The sequence below is a fragment of the Bdellovibrio bacteriovorus genome, assembly GCF_025558485.1.
Classification (GTDB): domain Bacteria; phylum Bdellovibrionota; class Bdellovibrionia; order Bdellovibrionales; family Bdellovibrionaceae; genus Bdellovibrio; species Bdellovibrio bacteriovorus_G.
The window spans coordinates 2,798,568-2,825,037 of sequence record NZ_CP102930.1; the positions used below are offsets into that span (position 1 = coordinate 2,798,568).

A 26,470-nucleotide genomic window follows, 5' to 3' on the forward strand; every position below is an offset into this window, starting at 1 on the left:
TTAACCGATCAAGCCCTTCAGCTCGACTTCAAAATTCTGCTGATCTTCCATGGCCTGCAACATTGTTGATTCCAGATCGTCAATGGCGCCGCTGATCTCGTGCAGTTCTTTCGACAGACCTGCAGCTTTATCTCCGGCTGCCGTCATCAAAGTTTCATTTAAAGAATCTCTTTTTTTGGTCAGATCGGCAATCTTCTTGTCGCAGTCCTCAATCAGCTTCTGGGCCCTCTTGATCTGCGTTTCGATGCGTTTACGCTCTTCTTTGTAGTTGAATTTCGGACTTTCTGTCTCTTTTGCGGAAATAACCCTTTGAGACGGGTTAAAAGCCTCTTCCTGACGCTCGGCCAGGAAGCCTTTCTGCAAGCTCCAAACATATTCGTCGTAAGTGCCGGGATATAAAGTCAGTTTACCGTTATTTACTTCCAGAATCTTGTTGGCCACACGTCCAATAAAGCCGCGGTCGTGACTGACTGTGATGATGGTGCCTTCATATCTTTCAAGTGCCGTGGTCAAAGCCTCCACAGTGTCAAAATCCAGATGATTCGTTGGTTCATCCAGCAACAGCAGCGGGGATTTTTGCAAAAGAATCTGTCCTAAGGCCACGCGGGATTTTTCTCCACCGGAAAGAACTTTGACTTTCTTGTGAACATTATCACCAGAGAACAATAAACTTCCGGCGATGTTCAGAACATCCTGCTGCGTGACTTCCTTATGTGCGGCAGAGGCCATGGCCTCCAACACAGAATGTTCCGGATTCAAAGCCTCAGGCGTGTGCTGGGCAAAGTACGAAAAGCTGACCTGATGCCCCCATTTGATAGAGCCATTGACCAAGGGGATTTGTTCCCCCAGTGACTTCAACAAGGTGGACTTGCCGGCGCCATTGAGTCCAACAATACCTAAGTGATTTCCACGCTCTAGGCGGACAGAGACATCCTTCAAGATTACTTTTTCACCGTAACCGCAATCGACGTGTTCCACTTCCAGAATCATCTTTCCTGTCGGCACGGCCGGAGGAATATGGATGTGGGAGTGGGTTGGGGCCGCCTTCATTTCGATGACTTCCATTTTTTCCAGAGCTTTTAGTCGGCTTTGTGCCTGACGGGCTTTGGTGGCCTTGGCGCCAAAGCGGGTGACAAAGTCCATGATGGATTTACGTTTGGCCTGCTGGCTGAGGATTTGTTTCTGCAAAATCTCATTCAGCATTTGTTTTTGTTCAAAGTAGTCATCCAGACTGCCCGGGAATTTCACAATATCGCCGGATTCCACTTCCAAAATATGGTCCGTCACACGGCGAAGGAATTCGCGGTCGTGCGAGATTAACAAAAATGCGCCCTTAAATTCCTGAAGAAAATTTTCCAGAACCAGCAGGGTTTCCAGATCCAAAAAGTTCGTCGGTTCATCCAGCAACAACAGATTGGGTTCCTGTCCGATCAGGAATAAAAGCTTCACGCGCATGCGATAGCCGCCACTAAGCTGTTTCAGGTGGGATTGAAAGTGCGCCTCGGTCAGTCCCAGTTTCAGGCCGAACTGCTTCAGTTCCCACAGGGGCTTAAGGCAGTTCTTTTCCAGATATTCTTCCACCTTTTGATCCACGTTCCAGTCGGATTCCTGCTCCAGATAGCCCAGACGCAGTTGTTGGGACTTGGTGACCAGTCCTTCATCAAGATGTTCCTGATCGACCAGAATTTTAAAAAGTGTGGACTTGCCGGCGCCGTTTGGACCAATCACGCCGACATGTTCACCCTCGTTGATGGCAAACGTGGCGTCGTCAAAAAGAACTTTGGAACCAAAGGCCTTGTGGCCGGATTGCAATTGTAAAAGCGTGATACCCATACTATTTGTTGTTCTTGCGGTCTTCTTTGCGTTTTTCGACAGCTTTGTTTTTGCCGTTGACGAAAACCACAGTGGGCTCGTGTTTCTTGCCTTCTTCAAGGCTCATTCCACAGTAAGAGCAGATGATCACCAGATCGCCTTTTTGCACATGGCGGGCGGCGGCTCCGTTCAGGCAGATTTCGCCTTTTTTGCCTTTGATCACGTAGGTTGAAAAGCGCGCACCGTTGTTGCAATTGTAGATATCCACGCGTTCGTTAATCAGTAAACCTGAAGCTTTGATCAGATCCGGACAGATACTCACAGAGCCTTCGTAGTTCAGATCAGCGCCAGTCACAGTAGCACGGTGGATTTTGGTTCTAAGCATTGAGATGTTCATAAGTATTCCTTAAGCGTTATGTTGAAGCGCGATCAGCATGCCCTTGAGCACAAGGTCAGGGACAATTTCATCAAAAACTTTTTCTTTTTCAAATAAATACGAGAAGCCGCCAGTACCGACGACCATCGGTTTTTCACCCTGGAAACATTCTTTGGTGATTCTTTCCGTCAGTTCCTTGATGGTCCCTAAGTGGCCATAGTACAGACCGGATTGAATGCTTTCGATCGTGGATCGGCCCAGTGCCTCGTGCATGGAAACAATTTCCACAGAAGGCAGCTTGGCGGTTTTGCTTTCCAGGGCCTCCATACAAAGGCGCAGACCGGCGACAATGGAACCACCCAGATAGTCCTTTTCCTTGGTGACGGCACAGAAGGTGGTGGCGGTGCCCAGATCCACCAGAATCAGATTTTTTCCAGGGTACAGATGAGTGGCTGCGATGGAGTTGGCAATGCGGTCTGCACCGACCTCCAGAGGGTTACGGTACTTAATCTTTAAACCGGTTTTAACCCCGGCTTGCAGGATGAACGGATTGATATTGAAATACTTCATGCAGGCACCGCGAAGAGAATAGATCACTTCGGGAACCACACTACAGATCGCGATCTGCTTGATTTTAGCCGGATCAAAGCCGTTTTCACGAATGGCTGTGCGCAGGAAGATGCCGGTTTCATCTGAAGAAGCTCCGCTTTTGGAGTTCTTGCGGAACGAAAGGACCATTTTGTCCTGTTCAAAAAGTCCGGCATAGATTTGGGTGTTACCCACATCAAGACACAAAATCATAAACTATCCTTTGGCATAAGAACACGAATCAGTTCGCTGGTCAGTTGATCCAGATTGTCGCAGGCGACATATCCCTGATGATTGTACAGGGTGAACTTGTGAGTGCGTTTAACAATATCAATTTCACTAAGGTCATTGTGAACCACAAAGTCCGCCTTGGAATTGGCAAAAAGCTTTTCCACAGCAGCCGTTCTTTGTTCGGGACTGGCATGACTGGTCAGTTTGAAGGCGATCACCTTCAGGTCCTTATTCAATGAATAATCCTTCAGGCGATCCACGATCTTGTGATTGCGCTTCAGATGGATCTGCATTGAGTCCGCGTCAGAGCTGACTTTTTTCACCTCAAACGGCTTGTACTGCTGTCCGTTGACCTCGATCGTGTCCACGGAATAATCACTGACAGCGGCGGCATGAATCACATGTGTGAAACTTTCAGTGGAAAGATAGTGCTTTATCTTTTCATCCAAAGTGGCGAAGCTGACAAAAAGGTCTCGGCGGCCAACGTGTTCAGATTTCGGCGAGCCGTGCGCCTGCAACAGCGTCACGTCAAAACCCATCTCTGTCATGTATTCAGCCAAAGCAATGCCAGTACGGCCAGAGCTGAGATTGCTGATCACGCGCACGGTGTCGATAGGTTCCTGAGTGCCTCCGGCTGTGACCAGAACTTTGACCTTGGAAAGAGCAGAGGACTTCGGTGCCGCAGAAGCTTTGGGTTCATCGGCTGCAGGCTTTTGATGAAGAGCTTCCAGTGTGAGCTTCAGAATCAAATCCGGCTCCAGCAGTTTTCCCCAGCCTTCTTCCCCGCAAGCAAGAATACCCGAAGCGGTGTCCAGAATTTGCAACCCCATCTCTTTTAAAGCCGTCAGGGACTTCTGTGTCACAGGGTGCAGGTACATGCTGGTGTTCATGGCCGGAGCAATCAGGAAAGGCTTTTTAAAGTCGTGAGCCAGAAACAGCGTTTGAATCAGATCATCGCCCACACCCTGAGCAGCCTTATTCAGAAAATTGGCTGTGGCCGGTGCGACCAGAATCAGATCTGCCCATCTCATCAGATGAATATGATCCATGACGTTGCCTGCGGCATACATGTCGCTAACGACAGGGCGTCCGGTCAGGCCTTCCAAAGTGGCATTGCCAACAAATTTCAAGGCTGACGGCGACGCCACCACCTGCACTTCACAGTTGTTTTGCACAAGACGTGAAATCACATGGCAGGCTTTGTAACAGGCGATAGAGCCCGTCATCATAAAAAGAACTTTAGATTTGGACATTGTCGATCAACCTCACATCCCCGAGTCTGGCGGCAACGAAGCGGCGGGTTCCCACATCCGTTACGTAATCGACGATAAAACCTTGAGCATTGAGTTTTTCAGCCGCCTCTTCAGCGGTCTTGCTTTCACTGATGGCCTTGTAAATTGCCGGGGCCTTCAGACGTTCCGCCGAAGTCAGGCGCACATTGCGGGAACTTTTTGCCAGGCCGTCCTCTTCACGAACGGTGGCAACCGGCACGATTTGCAGATCCATAAAGAAACTTTCCACCATACCCTGAATCAGAGTCATTTGCTGGAAGTCCTTTTCTCCAAAATAGGCATGCGTCGGGGCCACGATATTAAATAGTTTCATGACGACAGACAAAACCCCGTCGAAATGTCCCGGACGGTGCGCCCCATCGAGCAGATTGGAATAACTGTTTTCGGAAACTTTATAGCGATAGTTGTCCGGGTACATGTCATCGTAGCGGGGGCAGAAAATGGCATCGACGTTGTTGGCCTCTGCCATGGCCAGATCCTGTTCCCATGTTTTTGGATATTTATCCAGATCATTTGTATCGTTGAACTGAGTGGGGTTCACAAAGATGGACAGTACCACCACATCATTGTTCTTGCGGGCTTGCTTTAGCAGTTCCTCATGCCCGGAATGTAAAGCGCCCATCGTGGGCACAAAGCCCACAGAGCCTTTTTGCTGCTTTCGCCAGGCGTGAAACTCCTGCGGAGATCTAAGAACTACGGTCATGAGTAGCTCTCTTTCTCAGTTGGGAAGGAGCCATCAGTGACTTCCCTGTGGTACTGGTTAAAGGCATTCTTCATTGCATCGAATCCGTTAAAGAAGGTCTTTACAAATTTCGGTTTGAATCCCTGATTCATGCCCAGCATGTCTTGTAGTACAAGGACTTGTCCGTCACAGTCAGGTCCTGCGCCAATACCAATGGTGGGAATTTCAAGGGAAGCCGTGATGTCTTTCGCCAGCTTGGAAGGCACGCATTCCAGCACGACAGAGAAAGCCCCGGCATCCTGCAATTGCAAAGCATGTTCTTTGATGACTTTTTGAGCCTTTTCATCGCGACCCTGAACTTTAAATCCGCCCAGTTGATTTACGGATTGCGGAGTCAGTCCCAGATGAGCCATCACTGGCACGCCGGAATCGACAAGGTGACGAACCAGTTCGATATTGCCAGCGCCACCTTCAAGTTTGACCGCGTGCGCCCCGGCTTTCATGATTTTTTCAACGTAGTTCATATTCGCAGTCAGTCCCTTGCGATAGCTTAGGAAGGGCAGATCGCCAACAACGAACTTTTCTCCGGCGCCACGAACCACGGCTTCTGTATGCAGTGCCATCATATCCACCGAGGCATTCAGAGTTGTTTTGTGCCCGTGCATGACCATCGCCAAAGAGTCGCCGACCAGCAGACAGTCCACATCGCTTTCCGCCAGAATGCGCGCGAAAGAGTAGTCGTAACAGGTGATCATGGAGATCTTTTGTTTTTTAGTTTTCTTATCGTGGAAATCAAGGATGGTTTTCATATTGGCCTCACTTTCGCGGATACTCGGGCCAGAGTGTTTCTAGAAAGGCTTTGTAAATTGCCTGATAGGGATCGTTGTTCAAAGCATTCAGATTCTTTTCAACTGTCACAGCATCTTTTCTTGCCAGCGGGCCGGTGAAGGCCTCGTCAGGATTTGCCAAAGTATTTTCGATGACTTTTTCGACATAAGGTCTGGCGGCACTCACAGGTATTTTCATTTCGGCAAAGCCTTCGAGCATCTTGGCAATCAACAGCGTGGTGAAGTTTCCACCAAGAACACAGAGGGCGTGGTAGCGGGCTTTTTCAAAAGCAAAGACAGAGGAAAAAGAATTTGGCAGTCCGGGCAGGGCTTCTCTCAGCTCATCACATCCGGTCAGTGCGAAATGAATATGTTGATAGACTTTCAGATCATAAAGATCCGTTCCGAAAGTCATCAGTGGATGAGCAGCAATCATCCCGTTGAAGTAAAGGGCCCCTGAAAAATGCACCAGCACCTTGTCGTCGAAGTTTTTAAGGTGTTCGCTGTAAAAAACCTCTAAAGCGGAATCACTGATGGCCACCAGAATGTGGGTGGCGCCAGCGGCCTTGGCTTGAAATTCAGAAGCACTCTGGTTGCGGTCCCAGGTGGTGAAGTTTAAATTAAGAAGTTGGAAATAGTGTGCGAAATGTCGGGCGACACGGCCTGCACCAATAATAAGATAAGAATAAGATAACGTCGTAGTCGCATTCATATAGTTGGGTACCTGTCTTTTAAGGGATCAAGTCCTATGTAATAGTCGCAACCTAGCATAATTCTAACAGATATCAACCAAACAAAGCCTCGGAGCCCGAACCGGGCACTGACGTAAGTCTATGATTTTTGAAGGTTATTGGTTCATACATAAGATATTCTTCGAGTAAATACTTTAAATTAAAAGGCTTTTTGGTGATTTTGAGTATTTAATATATCTTATAATAGATGATTAAATATGTTTTTGATATTCTATAGTAGATCTATATATGTCTTTTTAATCTATTATAAGATATAATAAAAACCATGAGAACAAACAAAGCTCTGATCAAAACACAGCGACGAAGTTTGGATGAAAAGCTGAAGTCTTTTCGATCTGCACGCACAGTCATCAACCCCAAATCAGGGTGGGTGAAGGCTATTCGTGAATCTTTGGGAATGACCTCGCAACAGCTTGCAGAGCGTATGGGCATTCAACAGTCCGGGGTCAGTTTGCTGGAACAGCGTGAAGTTGAAAAAAAAGTCACGCTTGAGACTTTGCAACGAGCGGCTCATGCGATGGGGTGTGAACTGGTGTATGCGCTGGTTCCCAAAGACAGCCTTGAAAAATTAGTGGATGAGCAATCCAAAGTGGCGGCGGAAAAAATTCTGGGTAAGACACTGCATACGATGGAACTTGAACAGCAGCGCGCGGGCAAGGCGGAAACCGATCTGCACTTTATCGAGCTTGCGACAGAGCTGAAAAACAAACTCGACAACCGCCTGTGGAGGAAGAAACCATGAGTTTTCAACTTGAATACCCACCAGGGGCGACGCCGCTGAATCCGAATGAACTGGCGGGATTGGTGCCGACCTATATTTCGACGCAGAAGGAACTCAACGCGGTCGAGCAGGATAATATCTTACGGGGAGAGCAATGGGCCTTCAGTCGTAAAAGAAAGAATGTTCTGACAGAAAAATTCCTGCGCGAATTGCATCGCGAGATGTTTGGTCTGGTGTGGAAATGGGCGGGCACGTATCGTACCTCCAACAAGTCCATCGGTATTGAATGGTTTCAGATTCCTGCAGAGATCAATAAGCTTCTCAGTGATATTCAGTATCAGATCACGCATGAAACTTATCCTATGGATGAAATCGCCGCCCGCTTTCATCATCGCCTGGTTTGGATTCATCCGTTTCCAAACGGCAATGGTCGTTGGGCGCGGGTGATGGCGGATGTGTTGCTGTTTTCTTTGGGCCATGAACGTTTCACTTGGGGCAGCAATCTGAACATGGGAACTTTGGGGGAACATGGCGAGGCCCGAGCCCGCTATATTCGCAGTCTGCGTCTGGCAGACAGTCGGAACTATAAGGAACTTTTGGAGTTCGTTCGCTCTTAAAAGCTCTCCCGGAAAACTCCGGGGTTGCTGCGTTGCGCGGCGCTGGACTCGGCCTATGAAATGCAGGATGGTCGCTGGCATGAAGTACTTATACTGGGTCGGCGCTGTCGCTGTTATTGCATTGGGTGTGTTCTTTTCCATGAACTTTCAGATTCAGGAAAAATCTATTCCGAAAATCAAATTTTCTCAGGTCGATATTCCTGAAAAGCTGGGTAAGGGCGTTTATGAGCGTCTGCGCATGGAGATCAAAAATGCTCCAGTGGTCATGCTGGGTGTGACACCAAATCAGATTGAGGATCTTGAACTGTGGAGAGGTTTTATGGAAGCCAATCAGGAGCAGGGTTCCAAGTATGACGTGATTGTTGTGGACCCCCAGCTTCCGTTTGTGGAGCTTTTTGCCTCTAATATGCGTCTGGATGTCCAAAATGAAATGGATCGTTTTGTTGAAGGCATTAAAAATGCGCAAGCTCAGGGTTTGAGAGTTGCCGCTATCGTTCCTTATATTTATTCTTCGCAACTTGTGAAGAAGGGTCCGGCTCTTCGTTTGAAAGAAGAGCATGGCATCGACGTTACCAGTTTTTCAGTGATGAAATTCCCGGTGACGCGCGAACAGGAAGAAGGCTTCCTGCCGCTGTGTGAGCTGGATGCCGGTCGTGATTTGGCAGGCACTGGGCACTTGGGCTGTATGGTTCGCGAGATCGCGCGCAAGACCTATCGCAAAAAGTTTGAAGAAAATAAATACTCAGGAATGATGGAGCAATCCGGCGGCAAAGACTACATCATCCTGCTAAACCGCAACGCCAGCCCCCGCTAAAGGTGCCTGGTTGTTTTATCTGGCTAACGTGCGTTAGCGAAGGGAAATGATATGAAAGCTTTGTTGGTTATATTGGGATTCTTCGCTGGCATCTCGGCTGAGGCTCGCAGCGTGATGGAGCAGCCTTGGCAAACTGCCGATGGCAGCCAGATCGTTCGCTTTGTTGAGTTCAATGGTAAGTTGACCCTGAATACACGCAGTTACTATCCGAACGGCGCTCCGTCAGATTATTTCTTTGAATTTTACATGCCTGTGCGCGGGGATGTTCAGCCGGGAGAAACCTTGCAGGGGCGTTTGCGCAGCATTGATGGATACTATGGCTGCGTGTTCGACGAACCGGCGCAGGCCAAGCTGACTACGGAAGGCACGTTGAAACTTCATTATCCACTTTTGACTTTCCATCGTGAAACCCGTTCTGTGCGTGATGGCAGCGGAGGTTATCACTATCGTCGCACTATTGACTGGAATGGCTGGGGCTGGGTGGAAAGCGTGTACCGTTTCCCGGTGGAAAAATGGCGTGTGATTTCATCTGAGTGTGTGATTGTTCAAAGAAACTGGGTGACGAACGAATTGTTCCCGGCGGCCGAAATGCCGGTGCCACGTCCACAATAGGAGCATGCGTGAAAAAGATCGCTGTCATTACCGGTGCAAATCGAGGCTTGGGTCTGGCTTTAACGGAAGCTCTGGCTCAACGAGGTTATAAAGTTCTGATGGCGATGAGAAATCCTGATAAGGCTCAAAAGACCTTGAATGGTCTGATGATGAAGGGATTTGATGTGGTTCCTATGAAGCTGGATGTTTCTCAGGAAAAAAGCATCAACGACTTTGTTGAAACGATCAAGCGCGAGTACGGCTTTGTCGATGTACTGGTGAATAACGCCGGAATCCTGATCGACAGCGAAGATGGTGGCAATGCCTCTGTTTTCAAAACCAAAGCCGCCACTTTGCAGAAGTCTTTTGCGACGAACACAATGGGACCGTTCCTGCTGACGCAGAAGATCTTTCCGCTGATGAAGCAGGAAGGCTATGGACGCATTGTGAATGTTTCCAGCAGTATGGCACAGCTTTCAGAAAAACAGAATGCTTCGGCTGCTTATCGTATTTCCAAAACCGCCTTGAATATGGTGACGACTTTGTTTGCCTCTGAAGTGCAGGGTGAAGACATTTGTGTCAATTCCGTATCACCGGGCTGGGTGCGCACGGATATGGGCGGACCGAACGCCGATCGTTCTGTTGAGCAGGGAATCAAGGGGATTCTGTGGGCGGCAACTTTGCCGAAAGGAGGCCCGAATGGAGGGTTCTTCCGTGATGGCGAACCCCTTGGCTGGTGATCAATATTCGTATTCGCTGCCGAAGACCACGCCGACGGTGGAGCTTTCTATTGTCGTGTTTTCCCGGCCATAATAAAAGCCAATGGCTGAGCGCAGGGCGCGCGTTTTCCAGGAATATCCCACGGACGTGTTGAAATTCTGACCAAAGTAATCCACGTCAGCACCGAAGCGGTGAGACAAGCCACAAAGAAGCTGATGGCCGTCTGAAGCGCCATAGCGATAACCGAAACTTTGCGAGAAGGTGTAACTGTTCAGGCTCCCGGATTCCTCGACAAAAACAGAGTCGGTTAGAAACTCATGATGTCCCACTTTAAACCCGTGTCCAACCAGCAGTTTTCCCTCTTCATTCGTCACTGTGGATCGTGCTGAATCATCTTCAGTGACGGTGAAATCCCCGGGATTCGGGGAGCCATGGGTGAACACTTTGGCAGATCCCTTATTGTGGTTATATAAAGACCAGCCCCGCGAATTGAAGTTCACACCCAACGTGTAGTGATCAAACTGAAAATGAGTCGAAAGCCCCAAAGCCACATTTAGGTTTTTATATTCTGATTTTGTTCTGGAAACGACATAAATATCCTGAGAGGGGTAAGCACTTTCGTTGACGCCGAAGGTTTTGACCTCTGAATAGCGCGCCAAAAACTGAATGGCAAAGGGGATGGATTTAAACGCCATGGAATAGCCGGAGACCATGCGGTTGATGTTAGCTTCGGCATCAAAGGAATTCTCGCCTTGGTTTGATTGCCACGCAAACAGCCCTTGCAGAGTGTTAGCGACAAAGAATTCATGAATAAGGCTGTCTCCCACCACCAGGTTGCTCAGGTAAGAAGGCGCAAGACCCATTGAAGATGAAAACGTTGAACCGTCACTTTTGGAATTGATCGAACCAATGGAGTTTCCATTCAGGCTGAAGGCGTTGTCCTGTCGCTGCCTTAGCAGGCTGGGATTATAATAAGAGGCCGCTTTGGACCGGGTGGTGGCGACGCCCGTGTTGGCCATCATGCCTTCGTAAAGCCCGACAGGCAGACTTTGTGCAAAAGCCGCAGAAGAAATAAAACTTAAAGCAAGGAAGCAGGATAGTGCTTTCATTGCTATTGCTTCGTCAGGCGAACCTGACCGACCATGGCGTATTCGCCGAGTTTGACTTGTTCATAGACGTTGCCCACCCAGATCTGATTGTTTCCATTCAAGGGATAGATCTGAATGTAGGCCGCATCCGCGCGGATATTGACGATCAGGGCCTTGCTGCCGGGAACTGTGACATAGTCGCGCAGCGGACCGCTGGACGTCTGTGAACGACTGATAACTTTGCCAGTGTCTTTTCTGGTCAGAATAACCAGAGCGAAGGCGTCTTCTTTATTGGGATTTCGCAGTCGCACGTCCCAGGAAATAAGCCAGTCGGACTTATGCTTCTTGCGATCAAAGAATGTGATCTCGCCAGCATAAAGACCCAGAATAAATTCTGAATTTTTGGTGGAAACGGCAGTGCTTTCGCGCAAAGAAGAAAACAGATCCTTGATTTCCATTTTCTTCAGGTCCTCGAATGCCTGATGTTCATCGCGCACTTCAAGAAGAGCTTTTTCCATACCCTTCCATTCATTCCCGGCAGGGACAGTGGCCGGAGCCGCTGTGGGGGTGGGAGTCCCCTGTGACAGAGGTGGAGTGGCGGGAGCTGGCGGCGTTGTCGCGACAGAGGTCGCAGCGGCCGGGATGGCGCAAGAGGCATCCAACAGCGCGGGGCTGGTGGATTTGAAAGCCAGCTTGACGCCAAGATCAGCCAGAAAAACCGTGACGATTTTTCCCAGAATTTCATCAGCCTTTTGGTAGCGTTCTTCCAGAGACTTCAGATTTTGATATTCCTCAAAGTCCTTTTGAGTCAGTGTCACCAGATCGTCGCGAATTTGATTTTTGATTTCTTCGCTGTTTGAAGAGTGTGCGACAGAGCTTTGACCGGCCTTATAAGACCCCAGGGCCACGATGGCCAGCGTGATGACGGCAAGAATCCATTTTGTATTCATAACCAGATGGTAAGAGCACTCTGGAAAAAAGGAAATAAAAAAGGCCATCCTTTCGGGATGGCCTTGGAAGGCTTGTTTAGAAGATCTCGTGCGCCAGTGGACGGCGCGGAGCCCTGAAGTAAGTGCGCGGGGAAAGATCCAGCAGGTCGCTTAGTTTCTGCATGTAAACGCAGGCATAGCGATCCAGTTGGTAGGCGAAGTAACTTTCTTCGTTTCCGGCTCTCATCAACTGGCCCCAGTTGCCGTTGTACATGGCCTGTTGCTTTTTGATCAGCTGACTGATCTGCGCATCGATTTCCGAGATTGTTTTTTGCAAAGTTTCAATCTGCGGTTCGTTGGCAGGGACTTCCTTTTCAATCTTACGGGTCATGATGTCTGTCAGTTCGTCTTCCAGAGGCTCTTTCTTTTTCATCAGAGTCTCGATTTCCTGATTGATCGGTTCGGCCTTTCTGTTGTTTTCAACTTCAACATCCAGCTCTTCGATCACCATGGCGGTTCTCCAGTTACAGTCCTTCTTCAAGCGAAGGATGTCACCGTAGATATGATCCCCGACGTAAAGGATATCATCCCCGTCAAGGCCCAGGTCGGACGTGAACTTCTTGGCATTACCACCCTGATAAATCCCCGGAGTCAGCTTTCCTTCCATGTTGGTCATGGAACCATCCACCGGATTTACAATCAGATACTTCTGATTTTCATAGAAGAACTTTGGCTTGGAGGCGAAAGTGATCACAAATTCAAACAGGTCCGCCCAGGATTTATGTTCTTTCAGGAAGGGCTGAACCGCATAGTCCAAGAGCAGCTTGGTGTAATGGAAGTCAGAATTCGTCAAAACGAAGATCTTTTTCCCGTGACGGCGGAATTTTTCCAGAGTTGCCACGATGGACGGATCCTTGATGATGTAATGATCCAGATTCTGTTTCACCACGTCTTTCAGGGAACCATCACGGTGAGCTTCATCCAAAGCATCCAGAACGTCATCGGCGATCTGCGCATATTCAGGATACTTGTTGGCTGTGTCGTTGTCTTTTAGCTCTACAATTTGCGCGATCAGATTCGCCAAAGAAATAGAGAAAGACGTATCAACGGCCAGATAGTCCGAGTTGGACAGATCGATGTAAGTGGATTTGTAAAGCTTCTGATGGCTTTTGAAATCCAGCGGTTTCAAACCATGATAGCTGGCGCGAATTGCTGTGTAGCGATTCAGTTTCAGAAGATTTCCCATTTTACGGTCGATCACCAAGCCGCGGATTGCGAAGTTATAGTCGAAAACCAGCTTGCGTAAAGTTTCGGGATAACCGCGTTTGACCAGCTTGTCGATCATCGTGGTGTGGGACAGGCGCTCGAAGTTTTCGCTGTTGTAGCGAACCAGAGTGTGGTCCATGTCCACGCCGATGTAGCGGATCTTTTTCAAATTCAAAGTTCTGTTAACAAATACTTTTCCAGGCATATTTTCGTTTCTTATCTTTCAGTAGGGAGCTGGAGATCATTCCAAAGAAGCATGCCCCCTTGCATATTAAACACTTCTTCAAATCCGTTCATCTTGGCAAAGGCAGTGGCTTTAGCCGAGCGGCCTCCACTGCGGCAGATAAAGACCACGGTCTTATCCTTTGGCAGGGTGCCCAGTTGCTCAGGGAGAGTGTCCAAAACCATCAAAGAGGAACCTTCGACATGACCCAGTTCACCCACATATTCTTCAGGCTGGCGCACATCAATCATCACCACGTCGTTCTTCTTGTTCAGAAGTTCCGCGGGACCGATGTCGTAAACGCCTTCATAATGAGGGTTTTCAGTTTTTGATTCGAAATTGACATATTTCACTGTCATGATTTCCTCCGGCTCCAGAGCCAAGACTCTAACCATAACATTTGCCGCAAAAGACAGCAAGAACCAGTCAGGATTGGTGCGTAGCAGATTTAGGTCCTAAGGGGTTTTAGGACCCTGAAAGTCAATTGGAAGCAGATGGCAGGACAGGAGTGGCCGCGGAGACACAACGGAAGCCGAGATGGTACGCCGTATAGGACGCACTGTTGTCCAGGTCGGTGGAGAAAATCCCGGTTTGTGTGCCGTTGTAAAGACTGCCGCCTCGGGCGACAGCTCCGCCCGGACTGCTGATCCAGGCAAAGCCCAGTCCGCAGAAATCGTTGCTGTTAGGGTCTGCGCACGACAGATTTACCGGCGGGGCAAACAGCGTCGTGAAAGAATCTGCCAGCGGGATCAGTTCGGAAATATAAACATTGGAAGAGGCTGCGCCACCTGAATAGTCATCCTTGGTCCATTCCCAGGAGTTCCCGGCAAAGTCCCAGATCACTTTCCCAGTGGAAAGTTGATGAGTGCGCCGGTTTTCATGCCACAAAGCAGGGCTGCACACGGCATCCAGATTCGGCTCCAATCCGAAGCAGGGATGATCATCCCCACCAGCAGCCAGCAAGTCTCCGAAGTCATCATTGAAATGACCACGGTTCAATGCGCCTGAAGTCACTGCACCCGAACTCCAGTTGCTCGACACGGAAGCCAGATTCTGCGCCAGTTGATTCCACTGGGTATTGGAAATAAGATCATAGTCGGCTCCCAAGGCCTGACATGCGGCTGCAGCGTCATCGCGACTAATGCCGCCCCAAGGGCTGCCACCAGCCTGGGATGTGGCCACAGACCCAACATCCTTCATTTCATACTTAGCCACGCAGAATCCGGGAGGAGGCGATCCCGCCGGAGATGGAACATAGACATAATTTTCCGGACAGGAATAAAGAGTTTCTTCAATCACCGCGTCGCGGTCTGTGCTGCCGTCCTCTTTTTTAAGATCCAGAGTACAGGCGGATAGAAGAAGTGAGGCAAAGCAAAAAGAAAAGAGCGGGAGATTACGTTCAGTCATGAAAAACTCTTCGGAGTCCATTGAGGAATCGTAAAGAGTTATGCGATGGGAACTCAGGATATTCTGAGAGTTCTCAAAAGGATCGCTTCAAAACGAAACGATCCTGAGGGAATTCTTGATTTACCAAATTTGAATTCGTTCATTTGGAGGCAAAGTCATTTTATCGCCGGGCTTGCACTGGAAGGTTTCCGCAAATGCCGGTTGTTGTTTGACCTGTTCGTTGATACGGGCCGGACCGGAGGCGTGGGGATCTGTCTTGCGCAGCAGGGCTGCATTGTCCGGGCGAATCACCTCGCACCACAGGCGACCATAAGCCACGAAGAAGTCTTTTTTGTCCTTTTCAGAGCCTTTTCCATCCGGGAAAGCGGCATTGTAGGCAAAGGTCACACCCACCAGATCGGCGACGTTTTCGCCCAAAGTCAGTTTGCCGTCATGGCCAATTTGATTGAACTGATCAATCATTTTCTGACCGCGCAGATTGAATTCCATGATGTCTTTTGTGGTCATCCACTGGCGCAGGCGGCCTTCAGAATCGTATTTGGAACCGCTGTCATCAATACCATGCCCCAGTTCGTGGCCCACAACTGCACCGACAGCCCCCAGATTTTCAATCACAGAGCCGTCTTTGTCGTAGAACGGATACTGCAAAATCCCAATTGGCAGAACGAATTTGTTTTCGTTGGGACTGTAGTAAGCATTCACAGTCAATGGGCTCATTGCCCAGGAATCCAGATTTGCGGGTTCACGTAGTTCCTGCATGGACTTTTCCCAACGGGCCTGACGGCGCAAAGTACGGTTCTTCATGGCATCTGTCTTTGAATAGGTCTTCAATGGCAGGAAATCCCATTCGCGATCGTTGTGGGGCTTCACCAGTTGCAGGCGCGCAACTCGGATTTTTGCCAAGGCTTCTTTTCTGGCATCCTTGGACAGCCATTTGTTTTTTTCCAGTCCTTGCAGAATGCTGGCGCGAATGCGGCTGGCAACCTCGTTGACTTTGCTTTCGTCAAAATTCGGAAACACCTGATCAATCAAAGCGGCATCCAGCTCTTTGGAAAACATGCCACTGACAGCAGAGGTGCAGCGTTCCTGGCGAACCGGGCGGACTGCGGGACCGCCGAAGTATTTTTTCTCAAAATCAAAGAAGGCCTGGAACATTTTTGGATAGCCATCATCCATGGTGTCCGGCAAAGAACGGGTCAGCAGTAAATCCTTCCAGACCTGTAAAGGACGTTTCGGCAGTTCTGCGTTTAGGAACTCCAAAGCCTCAGGGACCGGGGCGCTGATAAGCAGATTTTCCGGGATATTTTTAAAAAGCAGATCCAGTTTCAGGTTCGGATATTTTTTTACCGTGTCCTTTTGGCTGGCAATACGCTTTTCGCTCCAGCGCTGGTGACGAACTGCCGTCACCGGATAGATTTTGACGAAATCTTTTTCCAAATTCACCAGAGCCTGAGCGCGTGCCGTGGCCTCATCTTTTTTGATTTTCGGTTCCACTGTTTGGAAGAACCGCACCAGAATATTTTCATAGTCCTTCATCAGAGCATCTTGTTCATAGTATTTATGATCGGGCAGGTCCATTAGGCTGGCCTGAATCATGGCGTCGTTCTTTTTCGGATCATCCAGATTATTGGATGCCCAGATACGCACCAGACCCTCTTTGCCCTGAGGCAGGTTGTTATGGGCGTATTCAACAAGATCTTCAGCGGTTTTGATTTTAGAGACTTCAGCAAGAACCGCTTTCACATTGGCTTTTTCTGCCTTGGCCTTGGCTGTGGAATTCATGCAGGCCATATAGTAATCGCGCGCCTGTTCGGTGCGGGCGTCCAGGTTCTTCTTTTTGGGAAGCTCTTTCATGAATTTCATTTGGGTTTCAAGCAGGCGTTCTCGGGAATCGCTGAAGGCAAACAGATGACGGCTGCGATCTTCGCGTAGCTTGAAAGAGCTTTCGGCTTTGGAGCAAACGTACTGATGGAAATCCTCGCAGGGGTTTACCTCCGTATTGATTGGGAATTCCCGTTTTGCCGGAATTGCAGAGCTGGGAGCCGGTGTTTTGGGTGCCGCAGTGGCCATCAGTGGCAGAGTCAACAAGGAGGGCAGCAGGAGCTTTATCATCAGTAACAATCCTTTGTTAATTTTTCGAGTTTCAATGGTACCCGGCAAATGGGGGCATTTGAAGCATTTGATCGACGGCGTTAAGAAGAACGGAGTTGGCAAGACATGAGGCCAGAGGTAAACCAGACTTATAAAGGGGGAAAGATGAAACGTTTTCTGATGTTGCTTATGGCAACGATGGCTTTGGCTGCGTGTAAAACTGTGCAGATTGAAAATGGCGAAGTTCCTGATGAATATCTGGCTCGTGCAAAAAAGCTGGAAGGTGTCTATCACGGATCTTTTGAAGGCCGCTCCGGTCAATTGACGCTCACCTTTGAAGGTAACAAACCTTTGCTTTTGTATAAAGATTCCCGTGGCAACAGCTTGCTGGCATCCCAGTGCCAGTCGTCCATCAATAACCTGAAATGGGCTTATGTGACCCGCAAGGGTGTGGTGGAAAGTGTCGGTTTCTATTTTGATCCCGGTGCCTGCATGATCGATGGTCGTGAGGTGCAATTGTCCTTCAGTAAGGATTACAGCACGATCCGTTTGTCACTGCTGGAGCGTCGCTATATGGAAAGACGCTGCCGTATTGAGGGCGGTGGACCCAACTTCCCGCCAAGAGAAGTTTGTGAATACTATCAAAACGACAGAAACCTTTACGGTAAGTTCTCTCGTTAATTCTCTGCATGGCAAGCCCCTCTGTTGATTTGTCACCTGAACAATCCGCCGCTCTGGATCTTTTACGCTCCGGAGAAAACGTCTTTCTGACCGGCGGGGCCGGCAGTGGAAAAAGTTTTCTGATTCGCCAGTTCATGCGCGAGCTTGATCCCAAGGAAATGCCGATTCTGGCCAGCACAGGTGCGGCGGCCGTACTTTTGGGGGGGCGCACTTTTCACAGTTTCTTTGGTCTGGGCATTATGGAAGGTGGCGCCGACGCCACTTATGAACGTGCTGCCAAAGACAAACGCCTGATGTCGCGTCTAAGAAAAGTTGAAGGCGTAATTATCGATGAAATTTCCATGATTCCCGGCCAAGCCCTGATGATTGCCGAGGCTTTGGCTCAGCGTGCGCGTGAATCAAAATTACCTTGGGGTGGGATGCGAATCATCACAGTGGGTGATTTTGCCCAGTTACCTCCGGTGACTCAAAGCGGGGCGCGGGACTGGTGTTTTCTGAACGGTGTTTGGGAAGCCAGTGGTTTTCAAGTGACAATCCTTTCCCACAATCAGCGGGTTTCCGACAATTTGTTTTTGGATGTGCTCAGTGATGTTCGTCACGGGCAGGTGACAGAACGTGTTCGCGATTTTTTAAATGAGCATGTGCAGATGCACGACGAGGACGATCCGGGGACGCGTCTGTTCCCCCGCAAAATCAATGCGGAAAAGTTCAACGAAAAGAAGCTGTACGAAATCGACGAGGAAGAAGTCGTTATCGAATCCGTGTACACCGGATCAGAACGGCACATTCAGATGCTGAAGAAAGCCTCTCCCATTGCGGAAAAGCTGATACTGAAAATCGGCTGTGAGGTGATGTTCCTGCAAAACGATCCGCAGCGCCGTTGGGTGAACGGAACACGCGGCACTGTCAGTGATATCACGTCTGACCAAATTACCGTGCGTAAAGAACGCGGACGTGAAGTGCAGGTTTCCAAGTCGTCTTTTGCCTTGCAGGATGCCGAAGGCATGGTCATGGCGCAGGTGGAACAGTTTCCTCTGACCCTGGCTTATGCCACCACCATTCATAAAAGTCAGGGTGCCACACTGGATGATCTGTGGTGCGACCTAAGCCAGTTGTGGGAACCGGGACAGGCTTATGTGGCGCTCAGCCGCCTGCGCAGTTCTGAAGGTCTGCATTTGATTGGCTGGAATCCACGTTCTATCATTGTCGATCCGAAGGTTTTGCAGTTCTATAAGCAGTTTGAAGGTTTGTAATGCGTTTGTTATTTGCTGTTCTTGTGACCGTGTTTTCCTCTGTATCCCATGCGATTTATTTTCCATTGCCGGCGGGGCACCGCGAGGCTTTTATGGGGAATGTGGGTGGCGCGATGGAGGCCTCACCGGGAAATGCCTTGTACAATCCTGCGGGTTTGGGGTTTCGTTCTACCAATAAATTATCCCTGTCCGTCAGCGGAACGGCCTTGACCAGCCATGAAATGAAAAGTGAAAAAAGTGACTTAAGTCCCAGTGATTATTCTGTGCGACCGCTGATGGCTGCGGGAATTTATCCGACATCGATGGGGACGGTGGCCGTGTTTGTGGCCAGCCCGATGATGTTAAGTCTGGGGGGCTTTGTGGACACTCAGGATGGTGTGTATAGCACATCCTCTTTGAGCAGTATGGACAGTCAGCTTTTGAAAGTCGGTGCGGCTTTTGGTTCTTCCCATGGTGACAGTTTTTCCTGGGGGATTTCTTCCGGGGTGCAGTTGGGAAATTCCAAGACTCATACTTACAGCAAGGTGCGCACGGGCGGAAATCTGTATGCTTCGGTGTTTGCAGAAACAGAATCTAAAATGAAAGGTGTCTTTGTTCTGCCGGGTGTGCAGGTGAAGCCCATGGCCAATTGGACGGTGGGTTTTTCGGCGCAGTTTATTCCTGTGATGCTTGAATCCAAGTCCGTAGAGTACACGGCTGTTCACTATGCAGCGACTCCGAACACGGTGAACGAGGAAACGGATTCTTTTACTCCTGTTAACGAGTCTCCGTATTATCTGCGTTTTGCCAACGGATTTAATCTGATGGCCGGGAATGATGTCTTTGTGGACGTGACTTATTCGTCCGAATCCTCAATGAACGATTCCGATGGCAAAGTGGAAACGGATGAGGCGTTCTTTATGTATTCCATCGGCTGGAGAAACAAGAGCTTTGAAAGCTGGCAACCGATGGCCGGATACAATTATTCAGCGCTGGAAAGTGCCACGAATCATTTAAGCTCTGCCGGGGTTGCTTTTGTACGTGGACGAAGTGAGCTGATTTTGGGTGGATACTACATGGCTTCGGTGCCGAAGGAAGCCAACTCCAGATTTGAATACTCCAGTTACGGGTTTATGTTTTCAAGCAATGTGGCTTATTAAAGAATCCACATCAGATCGCGCAACATTCCGATCACCAGTATAATCAGAAGAGTTTGTACAACCAGCGCCACATAGAACCAGGGCGATAGTTTTTTCTGCGGAGCTCTTTCCATGGTTTTCCTTATTGTTGATTAAATGTTCTGAGTGGCAACAGTCGATACGGGAAACCACGATATGTTTAGTATCGGTTGTTTTTTAAAATATGAACATCCCCCACATAGATGATCCTGTTACATTGATCATCTGTAATAAAAGACATCTAAATGATTGATATTCCTAAGTTTAATCATGCTTGAATAAGCGTGGGATTAGGGCTACTGTCAGCACCATATAAGTAACTATGGAGGACTCATGGCTCAAATCACAGAGCAAAATCCTGTTGGCCTTAACGGGGTTGATTTCATCGAATATTCCGGCCCTGATGCACATTTCTTTGAACAAGTTTTCAAGCGCTACGCTTTCAAGGAAGTAGGTCAGGTGCATGGCAAGAACATCAAACTTTTCCGTCAAGGTGATATCAATTTCATTTTGAACTGCGAACCTCAGACTTTCGCCACTGACTTTGCCAAACTTCATGGCCCGTGCGTTTGTGCGACAGGCTTCCGTGTGATTGATGCTGAACATGCTTTCAAAACGGCTGTGGCTCGCGGAGCACGTCCTTACGAAGGCAATGATCATCAAAAAGGGGCTACACCATTCCCGGCAATTTACGGGATCGGCGACTCTTTGATCTACTTCATGGATCAGAAAAATCACGACAAACTGTACAATGAAATCTTCCAGGTGAAGCCGGAAGACAAAGCTCCAGTCGGAGTGGGTTTCACAGTTGTGGATCACTTCACCAACAATGTGCCCAAGGGTGAAATGGACAAATGGCAAAGATTCTACGAAGACGTATTTGGCTTCTATGAGGCTAAATTCTTCGATATTCGTGGCTCCAAGACAGGTCTGCTTTCCCGCGCGATGAGATCCCCTTGCGGTAAATTCTCTGTACCTATCAATGAGCCGACAGAGGATAAATCCCAGATTCAGGAATATCTTGATGAATATAAAGGTTCTGGTATCCAGCACATCGCTTTGCTGACGAACGATATCAACTATTCTTTGGAATCATTGAAAAGCAGCGACATTCAGTTCCTGACGCCTCCGCCGCACGCTTACTATGAAATGATCCCAGAACGTGTGCCGGGTGTGTCTGAAGATATTTCCCGTCTGGAAAAGAATGCGATTCTTGTGGATGGTGACAAAGAAGGCCGTTATCTTCTGCAAATCTTCACCAAGAACACTTTTGGTCCGATCTTCTATGAACTGATTCAGCGTAAAGGCCATGATGGTTTTGGTGACGGAAACTTCCAGGCTTTGTTTGATGCAATTGAGCGCGATCAGCGTGAACGCGGTTACTTGACGTAGGTGATTTATGGATATGATTCGCTCCGTTCCTGTTCCGGCTCTGGGTACCAAGCTTTCGGCTGAAGAAGCCATGAGGCTGGCTATCAGTGAGGCGTACAAAGGAGCGACGCGGGTCAGTCCGAACCCTTTGGTGGGGGCTGTGATTCTGGATGCTCAGGGCGGATTTCTGTCGGCCGGGCATCACGAATTTTACGGCGGCCCTCATGCAGAAGTGAATGCGCTGAAGGACCTGAAACCTGAACAGCTTAAGGGGGCACACGCTTTTGTGACGCTGGAGCCTTGCGCGCATGAGGGAAAAACCCCGTCTTGTGCAAAAATGATGGCCAAGCTGCCATTAAAAAAAGTCACCTTCGGTTTGATCGATCCGAACCCTTTAGTGGCCGGGCAGGGGGCCGAGATTCTTCGTCAGGCAGGCATCCAGGCAGAGGTGTTTTCCTCTGCCGATCCGGTTCTGGAGGGTCGTTTGAAGCTGGCACTTGAAGAGGTTTGCGAAGCCTTTCTTTGGAACTTCCGTCAGAAAAAAGTTTTTGTGTCTTTAAAGATGGCCTCCAGTCTGGATGGTCAGGTGGCTTTAAAATCCGGTGAAAGTCAGTGGATTACCGGACCTGAATCCCGTGAATATGTGCATTATGTTCGCGGCTGCCACGATGCTGTTTTGGTGGGAAAGGGCACGATTGAATTCGACAACCCTTCCTTGAATATTCGCCATTCCACGATCAGCAAAAAAAATAAGGTGGTCGTCATCGATGCAGAGGCCGAGCTGCTTCCCAAATTTGCTCACTTGAAGCTGGCGGATGTGCATGATCCGGCGGATGTTTTCTGGTGTGTGGCTGAAGAACTTCAGGAAAAGGTCGAAGAGCTTCGTCAGTCTTTGGGAAAGGCACCGCAGATTGTTTATGTGAAAACCCGTGTCGGTGGGGACCTGGATTTACAGGATCTTTTGGCCAAACTTTATACTCAAGGTATTCGCTCTGTGATGGTTGAGGGTGGGGCTTTTACGGCCAGCTCCTTTATCAAAGAAGCCTTGGTAAATCGCATTTATATGTTTCAGGCGCCGATCATCATGGGATCTGGCGGTTCCCGCTCGTGGACAGAGACAATCCGTATCAACGCTATGCTGGATAAGATCCAGATTCACAATCCCCATTACCTGACTTTCGGTAACGATTTCATGATCACGGGAACCTTTTAAACCCTTCCGTACTTTTAATAGTGCAACCCCCACAAAGATGCTAAAACCAAAAGGTACCTGCTTACTTTTGCAGAAGCGCTGCGTTGGTAAGTGGGGAAGGTAATTTCGGGGGCTCTATGGAACAAACAGCACAGAAACTAGACTATCGTTGGGTTCGCTCTAACAAAGGGGCTTTAGCTGGCGTTTGTAAGGGTTTGGGCGATGCTTTGGGGATTGAAACTTGGATACTGCGCGTCATTTGGTTGATTGCGGTTCTTTGGTTTGGTTCTGGAATCTTGTTTTATTTGATCTTAGCGGTCTGTTTGCCCCGCGTCGATAGACTGGACCAAGCTCTAGATAGAAAGCTTCTTGGAGTCTGTGCTAGAATATCTAAACGATACCAGATTGAGGTGGGGATCGTAAGAACGGGATTTGTTCTGTTTTTGCTGGTCACATTTGGAGCCGCAATTCTGGGATACGGCCTTTGTTACTTCTTAATTCCCAAGGCCGATGAATCCGCAAGTCGCTCAAAGAGCGCAGGAGTATTTTAATTTATATGGGTGATGACAGTAGTAGGTCGATCGTAAAATCCCTTAAAAACGAATGGTCTTTGTTTCTGGAAGCTTTCCAGGGTGAGGACCATGAATCCGAAAAGAAATCACAAGATTCACAAGACGCTTTTGCTCACGGGCAGTTGGAGGTTCTGGACCTCGATCAGATTCGTGAAATGACCAAGGCGTTGGTGGAAGACCGTAAAAAACTCAATCAAAAGCTGGAATCCTTGTCCAAGGAAATCGACTTGAACTCTGCCAAACTGGAAAGTCTGCGTTTGGTGGGAGGGCAGGAAGATGAAACCATGAACCGCATCAGCGAGCTTCATGATCTGGGGCAAAGCATGGCGCAAGCTCTGCAAAAGCTTGATAAAAAACTGCGATCCATCCGTGAACAGGAAGATCGTTTGAACGAGGAGCTTCTGACATCCTAATGGGATGGTGGCTGCTTTTTCCTTTGATGGTGATGGCGGACTTTGCTTTTACGGGCAAGGTCCTTTCCCTGCAAAAAAATCCGCTGAAAAATAACTATCTGGTGACAATGGCGACAGTATCAATCCCTTTGGAAGTTGATAAGGGGGCCGACTATCGTTGTATGCAGAAAGCGCTAAAGTCTCAGGAAGTTGTTGAATTCACCTTTGATTCAAAGCTGATGAAGATCCGTTCGTGCAAGCACCCTTAGGCTATTGGCCTATTGATTGTTGTCGCGCTTTTGGAGCTCTTTCCATTCCCGCAGTTTACGAATGCTTTGCTGAAGAACGGTTTCTAAAATCACCAGTTCTTTCTTCGTCGGTGTGTTTTGCAAAAGCATACGGCGCAGAACTGTGAAGACATTGATCTTTCTTTGGCGGGTCAGATCAAAACCCATTTCTTCCAGCCAAATTTTCAAAGTTTGTTCGGGATTGATGCCCTCGATACCTTGAGGTGCTCTACGAATCTTACCGCCATCAAGCTTGGTGCGATCTCCGCCCCAGGCGCGTCTTAGGCCGAACATGCCCAGCAGTGTGGCTTGGGCCAGATTCAGGCTCCAGTTTTCGCCGAAGGTCGGAATGCAGGCGCAGAAGTTGGCGTGTTCCAGATCTTCTCCGGCAAGCCCCCAGTCCTCGGGACCAAAAATCAAATGCAATACATAGGGAACTTCGCTCTGCACCTGAAACTGCGGGGATTTTGAAGCGATATCCTGAAAGACCTCTTCCATGTCGCGCACCTGGCGGCCTTTGCCATCGCGGGCGGTGAAGGCCACTTTGATGCTTTCGGGTTCTTTAGCCAAAAAATCATCCCAAGAGCCGTACACTGTGCGGTTCTGTAAACCTGTTTGTCCGGTCGCGGCCGCCTGCTGAGCTTCATAGGTCAGTTCGCATTGGGGATCAATCAGGATCAACTTTTCAGCACCCATATTGCTCATGGCTCTGGACGTGGCGCCGACATTGCGCTCATAGATTGTGCGAACCAGAACAATGCGAACTTCAAAAGGACGTTTCATTAAAGGGCTCCCGCCAGTACCAGACCATCAGCGATCAAGCCGCTTGTTTTTTCGTCTTTAGATGCAAGCTGGGACAGATCTTTTTCAAGCTGGGTTTTCAGTGAAGACTGAGGAGCTCGTGACAATACCAGCTCCAGAGCTTCCAAATACAACAACCAATCCTGCGGAGCCACTGTTTTGTGTTCAGTCAGAAGCTTTTCCAAGGTGGACGACAAAGTCTCGCCCTGAAGTTTGTCTTCGCGAGCTTTTCTTAAAGCGGCATAAAGTGACTGACGTTTTAATTCGGTTTCAGAATATTTCGGAGCTGGTACGCGCTTGGCAACAAAGTCCGTGGTTTCGCCATAAGCTTCGCGGTCCGCCGGACCACCAAAGACAGACACCACACTGGAACCGACTGCCATATCAAACGTGCCCCATTCCGGAGCAAACAAAATGCGATCCTGCAATTTTACGGAAGCATTTTTCAGACTTAACAAAATTGTTTTTCCATCACGAACCAAGCGGGATTGAACTTCGCCTGTGACAACCACGCCGGAAGCATATTCCAAATGCACGGTTTTCCCCGGAGCGACGTTCAGGGACGCCCATTCCGCATCGGTGAAAGTGGACGGGCACTTGCCCGGCTGAGCTTTCAGGAAGCCAACAGGGGTCCCAAATCCATGAGCGTGATATGCTTTATCATGCCCTGACAATTCTTTATCCTGATAGGACAACTGCGACGGGCCTTGCAACCGCAAGTAGGCCGCAACACCCGTGGAATCGGTGATGGCTTCAATGATTTGCCCTGAAACCTGAATACCTGAATTAAACTCTGCTGTATTGACGGATTCAGCCTGGATGGCTTTATGCAGACCCTTAAGGCCGCCTACACGGAAGGCCATTTGGTCGGCCATTTCATCCAGAACCTGAACCAGATTTTTGAAATCTGTCGCCACAAACAACTGTGGCTGAGGCTCGGTAATATCATAGCTGGTCTTAATGCAATCCACAGTCAGAGGAATTTTTTGAACCTTGGCACTTAAGCACCACTTGGATTCACCCACACTGGAAAGCAGACCTGCACCAAAGATTTTTGGATTGTTCAATTCACCGATCAGCCCGTATTCCGCAGTCCACCAATTCATACGGGAAAGCTCAGAGGCTTCAGAAATATGGGAAATACTTTTTCCCACTTTGTCCAGATGCTCTTCCGCGGCTTTTACCTGTTCTGGTGTTGATGCCGGATTTTCCTTGATGTCAGACAGGTCGCGGATGGCTTCGTAAAGATCCAGATCCTCTTTGCTGATGATGGCTTTCTTGGCCACCTGTGCGTATCTGCGCAGGTAATCAGAAAACTCCGGATGAATTAGAATCGGCGCATGTCCTGCCGCCTCATGAACAATGTCCGGAGCGGGAGTGTACAGCAAATGATCCAAAGTGCGCATATCAGAGGCGATCGGCAGAACCCCCAGGGATTGCAGTTCCATAAAGGCTGCCGGTGGAATGAATCCACTGACGGGCAGGGCTTTCCAGCCAAAATCCTGCAACTTTTTACTGACGTCCTCAATACGCGGAATGCGTTCGATGTCGATTCCTGTTTTTGCAAGACCTTCCACATAGCATTCGTGAGCGTGCTTGGACAAGAAGGCTTTTAACTGGCGCAAAACATAGCGCCAGACGGCCTGATCAATGGCCGTGTATTTTTCGTAGTGTTGTTCTACGACGTATTTTCTTAAGTGTGGCGGTAGAAAGTCCGTCTCCATGAATTTACGCTCT

General features: G+C 48.9%; 28 protein-coding genes. 13 read left to right on the forward strand and 15 right to left on the reverse strand.

Translation table 11 applies throughout. The features are described from left to right. Genes EZJ49_RS13730 through EZJ49_RS13760 form a run of 7 tightly spaced genes read right to left on the reverse strand, consistent with a single transcriptional unit; the run spans position 1 to position 6,520 of the window. Positions 1 to 1,833, reverse strand: coding sequence for an ATP-binding cassette domain-containing protein (locus tag EZJ49_RS13730; RefSeq protein ID WP_262552764.1), 1,833 nt, complete (start codon positions 1,831 to 1,833; stop codon positions 1 to 3). 1 nt (position 1,834) lies between these two features. After that, a complete protein-coding gene (gene panD / locus EZJ49_RS13735) occupies positions 1,835 to 2,209 on the reverse strand; it encodes an aspartate 1-decarboxylase (RefSeq protein WP_262552765.1) in 375 nt (124 codons plus the stop codon). A gap of 9 nt (positions 2,210 to 2,218) precedes the next feature. After that, entirely contained in the window at positions 2,219 to 2,989 is a 771-nt protein-coding gene (locus EZJ49_RS13740; RefSeq protein ID WP_262552766.1) for a type III pantothenate kinase, read from the reverse strand. Next, positions 2,986 to 4,260 (reverse strand): bifunctional phosphopantothenoylcysteine decarboxylase/phosphopantothenate--cysteine ligase CoaBC, encoded by a 1,275-nt coding sequence (gene coaBC / locus EZJ49_RS13745; protein ID WP_262552767.1) that lies wholly within the window; start codon positions 4,258 to 4,260, stop codon positions 2,986 to 2,988. Before coaBC ends, EZJ49_RS13740 begins: the two co-directional genes overlap by 4 nt. Then, complete coding sequence (panC, locus tag EZJ49_RS13750; protein ID WP_262552768.1) at positions 4,247 to 5,002, reverse strand: pantoate--beta-alanine ligase; 756 nt, start codon at positions 5,000 to 5,002, stop codon at positions 4,247 to 4,249. Before panC ends, coaBC begins: the two co-directional genes overlap by 14 nt. Next, positions 4,999 to 5,790, reverse strand: a complete 792-nt coding sequence (panB, locus tag EZJ49_RS13755; RefSeq protein ID WP_262552769.1) for a 3-methyl-2-oxobutanoate hydroxymethyltransferase — start codon at positions 5,788 to 5,790, stop codon at positions 4,999 to 5,001. The genes panC and panB overlap by 4 nt, the downstream gene beginning before the upstream one ends. A 7-nt stretch (positions 5,791 to 5,797) precedes the next feature. Then, complete coding sequence (locus EZJ49_RS13760) at positions 5,798 to 6,520, reverse strand: DUF2520 domain-containing protein (RefSeq protein WP_262552770.1); 723 nt, start codon at positions 6,518 to 6,520, stop codon at positions 5,798 to 5,800. 305 nt (positions 6,521 to 6,825) lie between these two features. Between EZJ49_RS13760 and EZJ49_RS13765 the strand changes: the two genes are divergently transcribed. The 5 genes from EZJ49_RS13765 to EZJ49_RS13785 all read left to right on the forward strand — a co-directional run bounded on the left by EZJ49_RS13765 (position 6,826) and on the right by EZJ49_RS13785 (position 10,043). Continuing rightward, complete coding sequence (locus EZJ49_RS13765; protein ID WP_262552771.1) at positions 6,826 to 7,302, forward strand: mobile mystery protein A; 477 nt, start codon at positions 6,826 to 6,828, stop codon at positions 7,300 to 7,302. Next, positions 7,299 to 7,898 (forward strand): mobile mystery protein B, encoded by a 600-nt coding sequence (locus EZJ49_RS13770; protein ID WP_262552772.1) that lies wholly within the window; start codon positions 7,299 to 7,301, stop codon positions 7,896 to 7,898. Before EZJ49_RS13765 ends, EZJ49_RS13770 begins: the two co-directional genes overlap by 4 nt. A gap of 79 nt (positions 7,899 to 7,977) precedes the next feature. After that, complete coding sequence (locus EZJ49_RS13775) at positions 7,978 to 8,712, forward strand: hypothetical protein (protein WP_262552773.1); 735 nt, start codon at positions 7,978 to 7,980, stop codon at positions 8,710 to 8,712. 51 nt (positions 8,713 to 8,763) lie between these two features. Continuing rightward, the gene (locus EZJ49_RS13780) at positions 8,764 to 9,324 is read left to right on the forward strand and encodes a hypothetical protein (protein ID WP_262552774.1); all 561 of its coding nucleotides are present in this window, start codon (positions 8,764 to 8,766) and stop codon (positions 9,322 to 9,324) included. 8 nt (positions 9,325 to 9,332) lie between these two features. Further along, positions 9,333 to 10,043: an SDR family NAD(P)-dependent oxidoreductase gene (locus tag EZJ49_RS13785; RefSeq protein ID WP_262552775.1), complete on the forward strand. Its 711-nt coding sequence runs from the start codon at positions 9,333 to 9,335 to the stop codon at positions 10,041 to 10,043. Here the strand turns inward: EZJ49_RS13785 and EZJ49_RS13790 are convergent, their stop codons facing one another. The 6 genes from EZJ49_RS13790 to EZJ49_RS13815 all read right to left on the reverse strand — a co-directional run bounded on the left by EZJ49_RS13790 (position 10,044) and on the right by EZJ49_RS13815 (position 17,048). Beyond that, the gene (locus EZJ49_RS13790) at positions 10,044 to 11,132 is read right to left on the reverse strand and encodes a hypothetical protein (protein WP_262552776.1); all 1,089 of its coding nucleotides are present in this window, start codon (positions 11,130 to 11,132) and stop codon (positions 10,044 to 10,046) included. Between the two features lie 2 nt (positions 11,133 to 11,134). Continuing rightward, on the reverse strand, positions 11,135 to 12,061 hold the full coding sequence (locus tag EZJ49_RS13795) for a hypothetical protein (protein ID WP_262552777.1): 927 nt from the start codon (positions 12,059 to 12,061) through the stop codon (positions 11,135 to 11,137). A gap of 76 nt (positions 12,062 to 12,137) precedes the next feature. Further along, positions 12,138 to 13,511 (reverse strand): HAD-IG family 5'-nucleotidase, encoded by a 1,374-nt coding sequence (locus EZJ49_RS13800; RefSeq protein WP_262552778.1) that lies wholly within the window; start codon positions 13,509 to 13,511, stop codon positions 12,138 to 12,140. A gap of 11 nt (positions 13,512 to 13,522) precedes the next feature. Further along, positions 13,523 to 13,888 (reverse strand): rhodanese-like domain-containing protein, encoded by a 366-nt coding sequence (locus EZJ49_RS13805; protein ID WP_262552779.1) that lies wholly within the window; start codon positions 13,886 to 13,888, stop codon positions 13,523 to 13,525. A 121-nt stretch (positions 13,889 to 14,009) separates the two neighbouring features. Then, on the reverse strand, positions 14,010 to 14,936 hold the full coding sequence (locus EZJ49_RS13810; protein WP_262552780.1) for a hypothetical protein: 927 nt from the start codon (positions 14,934 to 14,936) through the stop codon (positions 14,010 to 14,012). A 120-nt stretch (positions 14,937 to 15,056) separates the two neighbouring features. After that, positions 15,057 to 17,048, reverse strand: coding sequence for a M13 family metallopeptidase (locus EZJ49_RS13815; protein WP_262552781.1), 1,992 nt, complete (start codon positions 17,046 to 17,048; stop codon positions 15,057 to 15,059). Positions 17,049 to 17,192: 144 nt separating this feature from the next. On the opposite strand from EZJ49_RS13815, the gene EZJ49_RS13820 reads away from it, so the two are divergent. The 8 genes from EZJ49_RS13820 (at position 17,193) to EZJ49_RS13855 (ending at position 23,914) form a co-directional block, all read left to right on the forward strand. Then, the gene (locus EZJ49_RS13820) at positions 17,193 to 17,708 is read left to right on the forward strand and encodes a hypothetical protein (RefSeq protein ID WP_262552782.1); all 516 of its coding nucleotides are present in this window, start codon (positions 17,193 to 17,195) and stop codon (positions 17,706 to 17,708) included. An 8-nt stretch (positions 17,709 to 17,716) separates the two neighbouring features. Beyond that, entirely contained in the window at positions 17,717 to 18,961 is a 1,245-nt protein-coding gene (locus EZJ49_RS13825) for a PIF1 family ATP-dependent DNA helicase (RefSeq protein ID WP_316963668.1), read from the forward strand. Then, positions 18,961 to 20,100: a hypothetical protein gene (locus tag EZJ49_RS13830; protein WP_262552783.1), complete on the forward strand. Its 1,140-nt coding sequence runs from the start codon at positions 18,961 to 18,963 to the stop codon at positions 20,098 to 20,100. Before EZJ49_RS13825 ends, EZJ49_RS13830 begins: the two co-directional genes overlap by 1 nt. Positions 20,101 to 20,451: 351 nt before the next feature. Beyond that, positions 20,452 to 21,510, forward strand: a complete 1,059-nt coding sequence (gene hppD / locus EZJ49_RS13835; protein ID WP_262552784.1) for a 4-hydroxyphenylpyruvate dioxygenase — start codon at positions 20,452 to 20,454, stop codon at positions 21,508 to 21,510. A 7-nt stretch (positions 21,511 to 21,517) separates the two neighbouring features. Then, complete coding sequence (ribD, locus tag EZJ49_RS13840) at positions 21,518 to 22,702, forward strand: bifunctional diaminohydroxyphosphoribosylaminopyrimidine deaminase/5-amino-6-(5-phosphoribosylamino)uracil reductase RibD (RefSeq protein WP_262552785.1); 1,185 nt, start codon at positions 21,518 to 21,520, stop codon at positions 22,700 to 22,702. 116 nt (positions 22,703 to 22,818) lie between these two features. Then, positions 22,819 to 23,232, forward strand: a complete 414-nt coding sequence (locus EZJ49_RS13845) for a PspC domain-containing protein (RefSeq protein WP_262552786.1) — start codon at positions 22,819 to 22,821, stop codon at positions 23,230 to 23,232. A gap of 5 nt (positions 23,233 to 23,237) precedes the next feature. Further along, entirely contained in the window at positions 23,238 to 23,666 is a 429-nt protein-coding gene (locus EZJ49_RS13850; protein ID WP_262552787.1) for a hypothetical protein, read from the forward strand. Then, a complete protein-coding gene (locus tag EZJ49_RS13855; protein ID WP_262552788.1) occupies positions 23,666 to 23,914 on the forward strand; it encodes a hypothetical protein in 249 nt (82 codons plus the stop codon). Before EZJ49_RS13850 ends, EZJ49_RS13855 begins: the two co-directional genes overlap by 1 nt. A 9-nt stretch (positions 23,915 to 23,923) precedes the next feature. Here EZJ49_RS13855 and EZJ49_RS13860 read toward each other — a convergent pair whose 3' ends face one another. Together EZJ49_RS13860 and EZJ49_RS13865 are read right to left on the reverse strand one after the other, a co-directional pair. Further along, entirely contained in the window at positions 23,924 to 24,715 is a 792-nt protein-coding gene (locus EZJ49_RS13860) for an RNA methyltransferase (protein WP_262552789.1), read from the reverse strand. Then, positions 24,715 to 26,457: an aromatic amino acid hydroxylase gene (locus EZJ49_RS13865; protein WP_262552790.1), complete on the reverse strand. Its 1,743-nt coding sequence runs from the start codon at positions 26,455 to 26,457 to the stop codon at positions 24,715 to 24,717. The genes EZJ49_RS13860 and EZJ49_RS13865 overlap by 1 nt, the downstream gene beginning before the upstream one ends. Positions 26,458 to 26,470 lie beyond the last annotated feature (13 nt).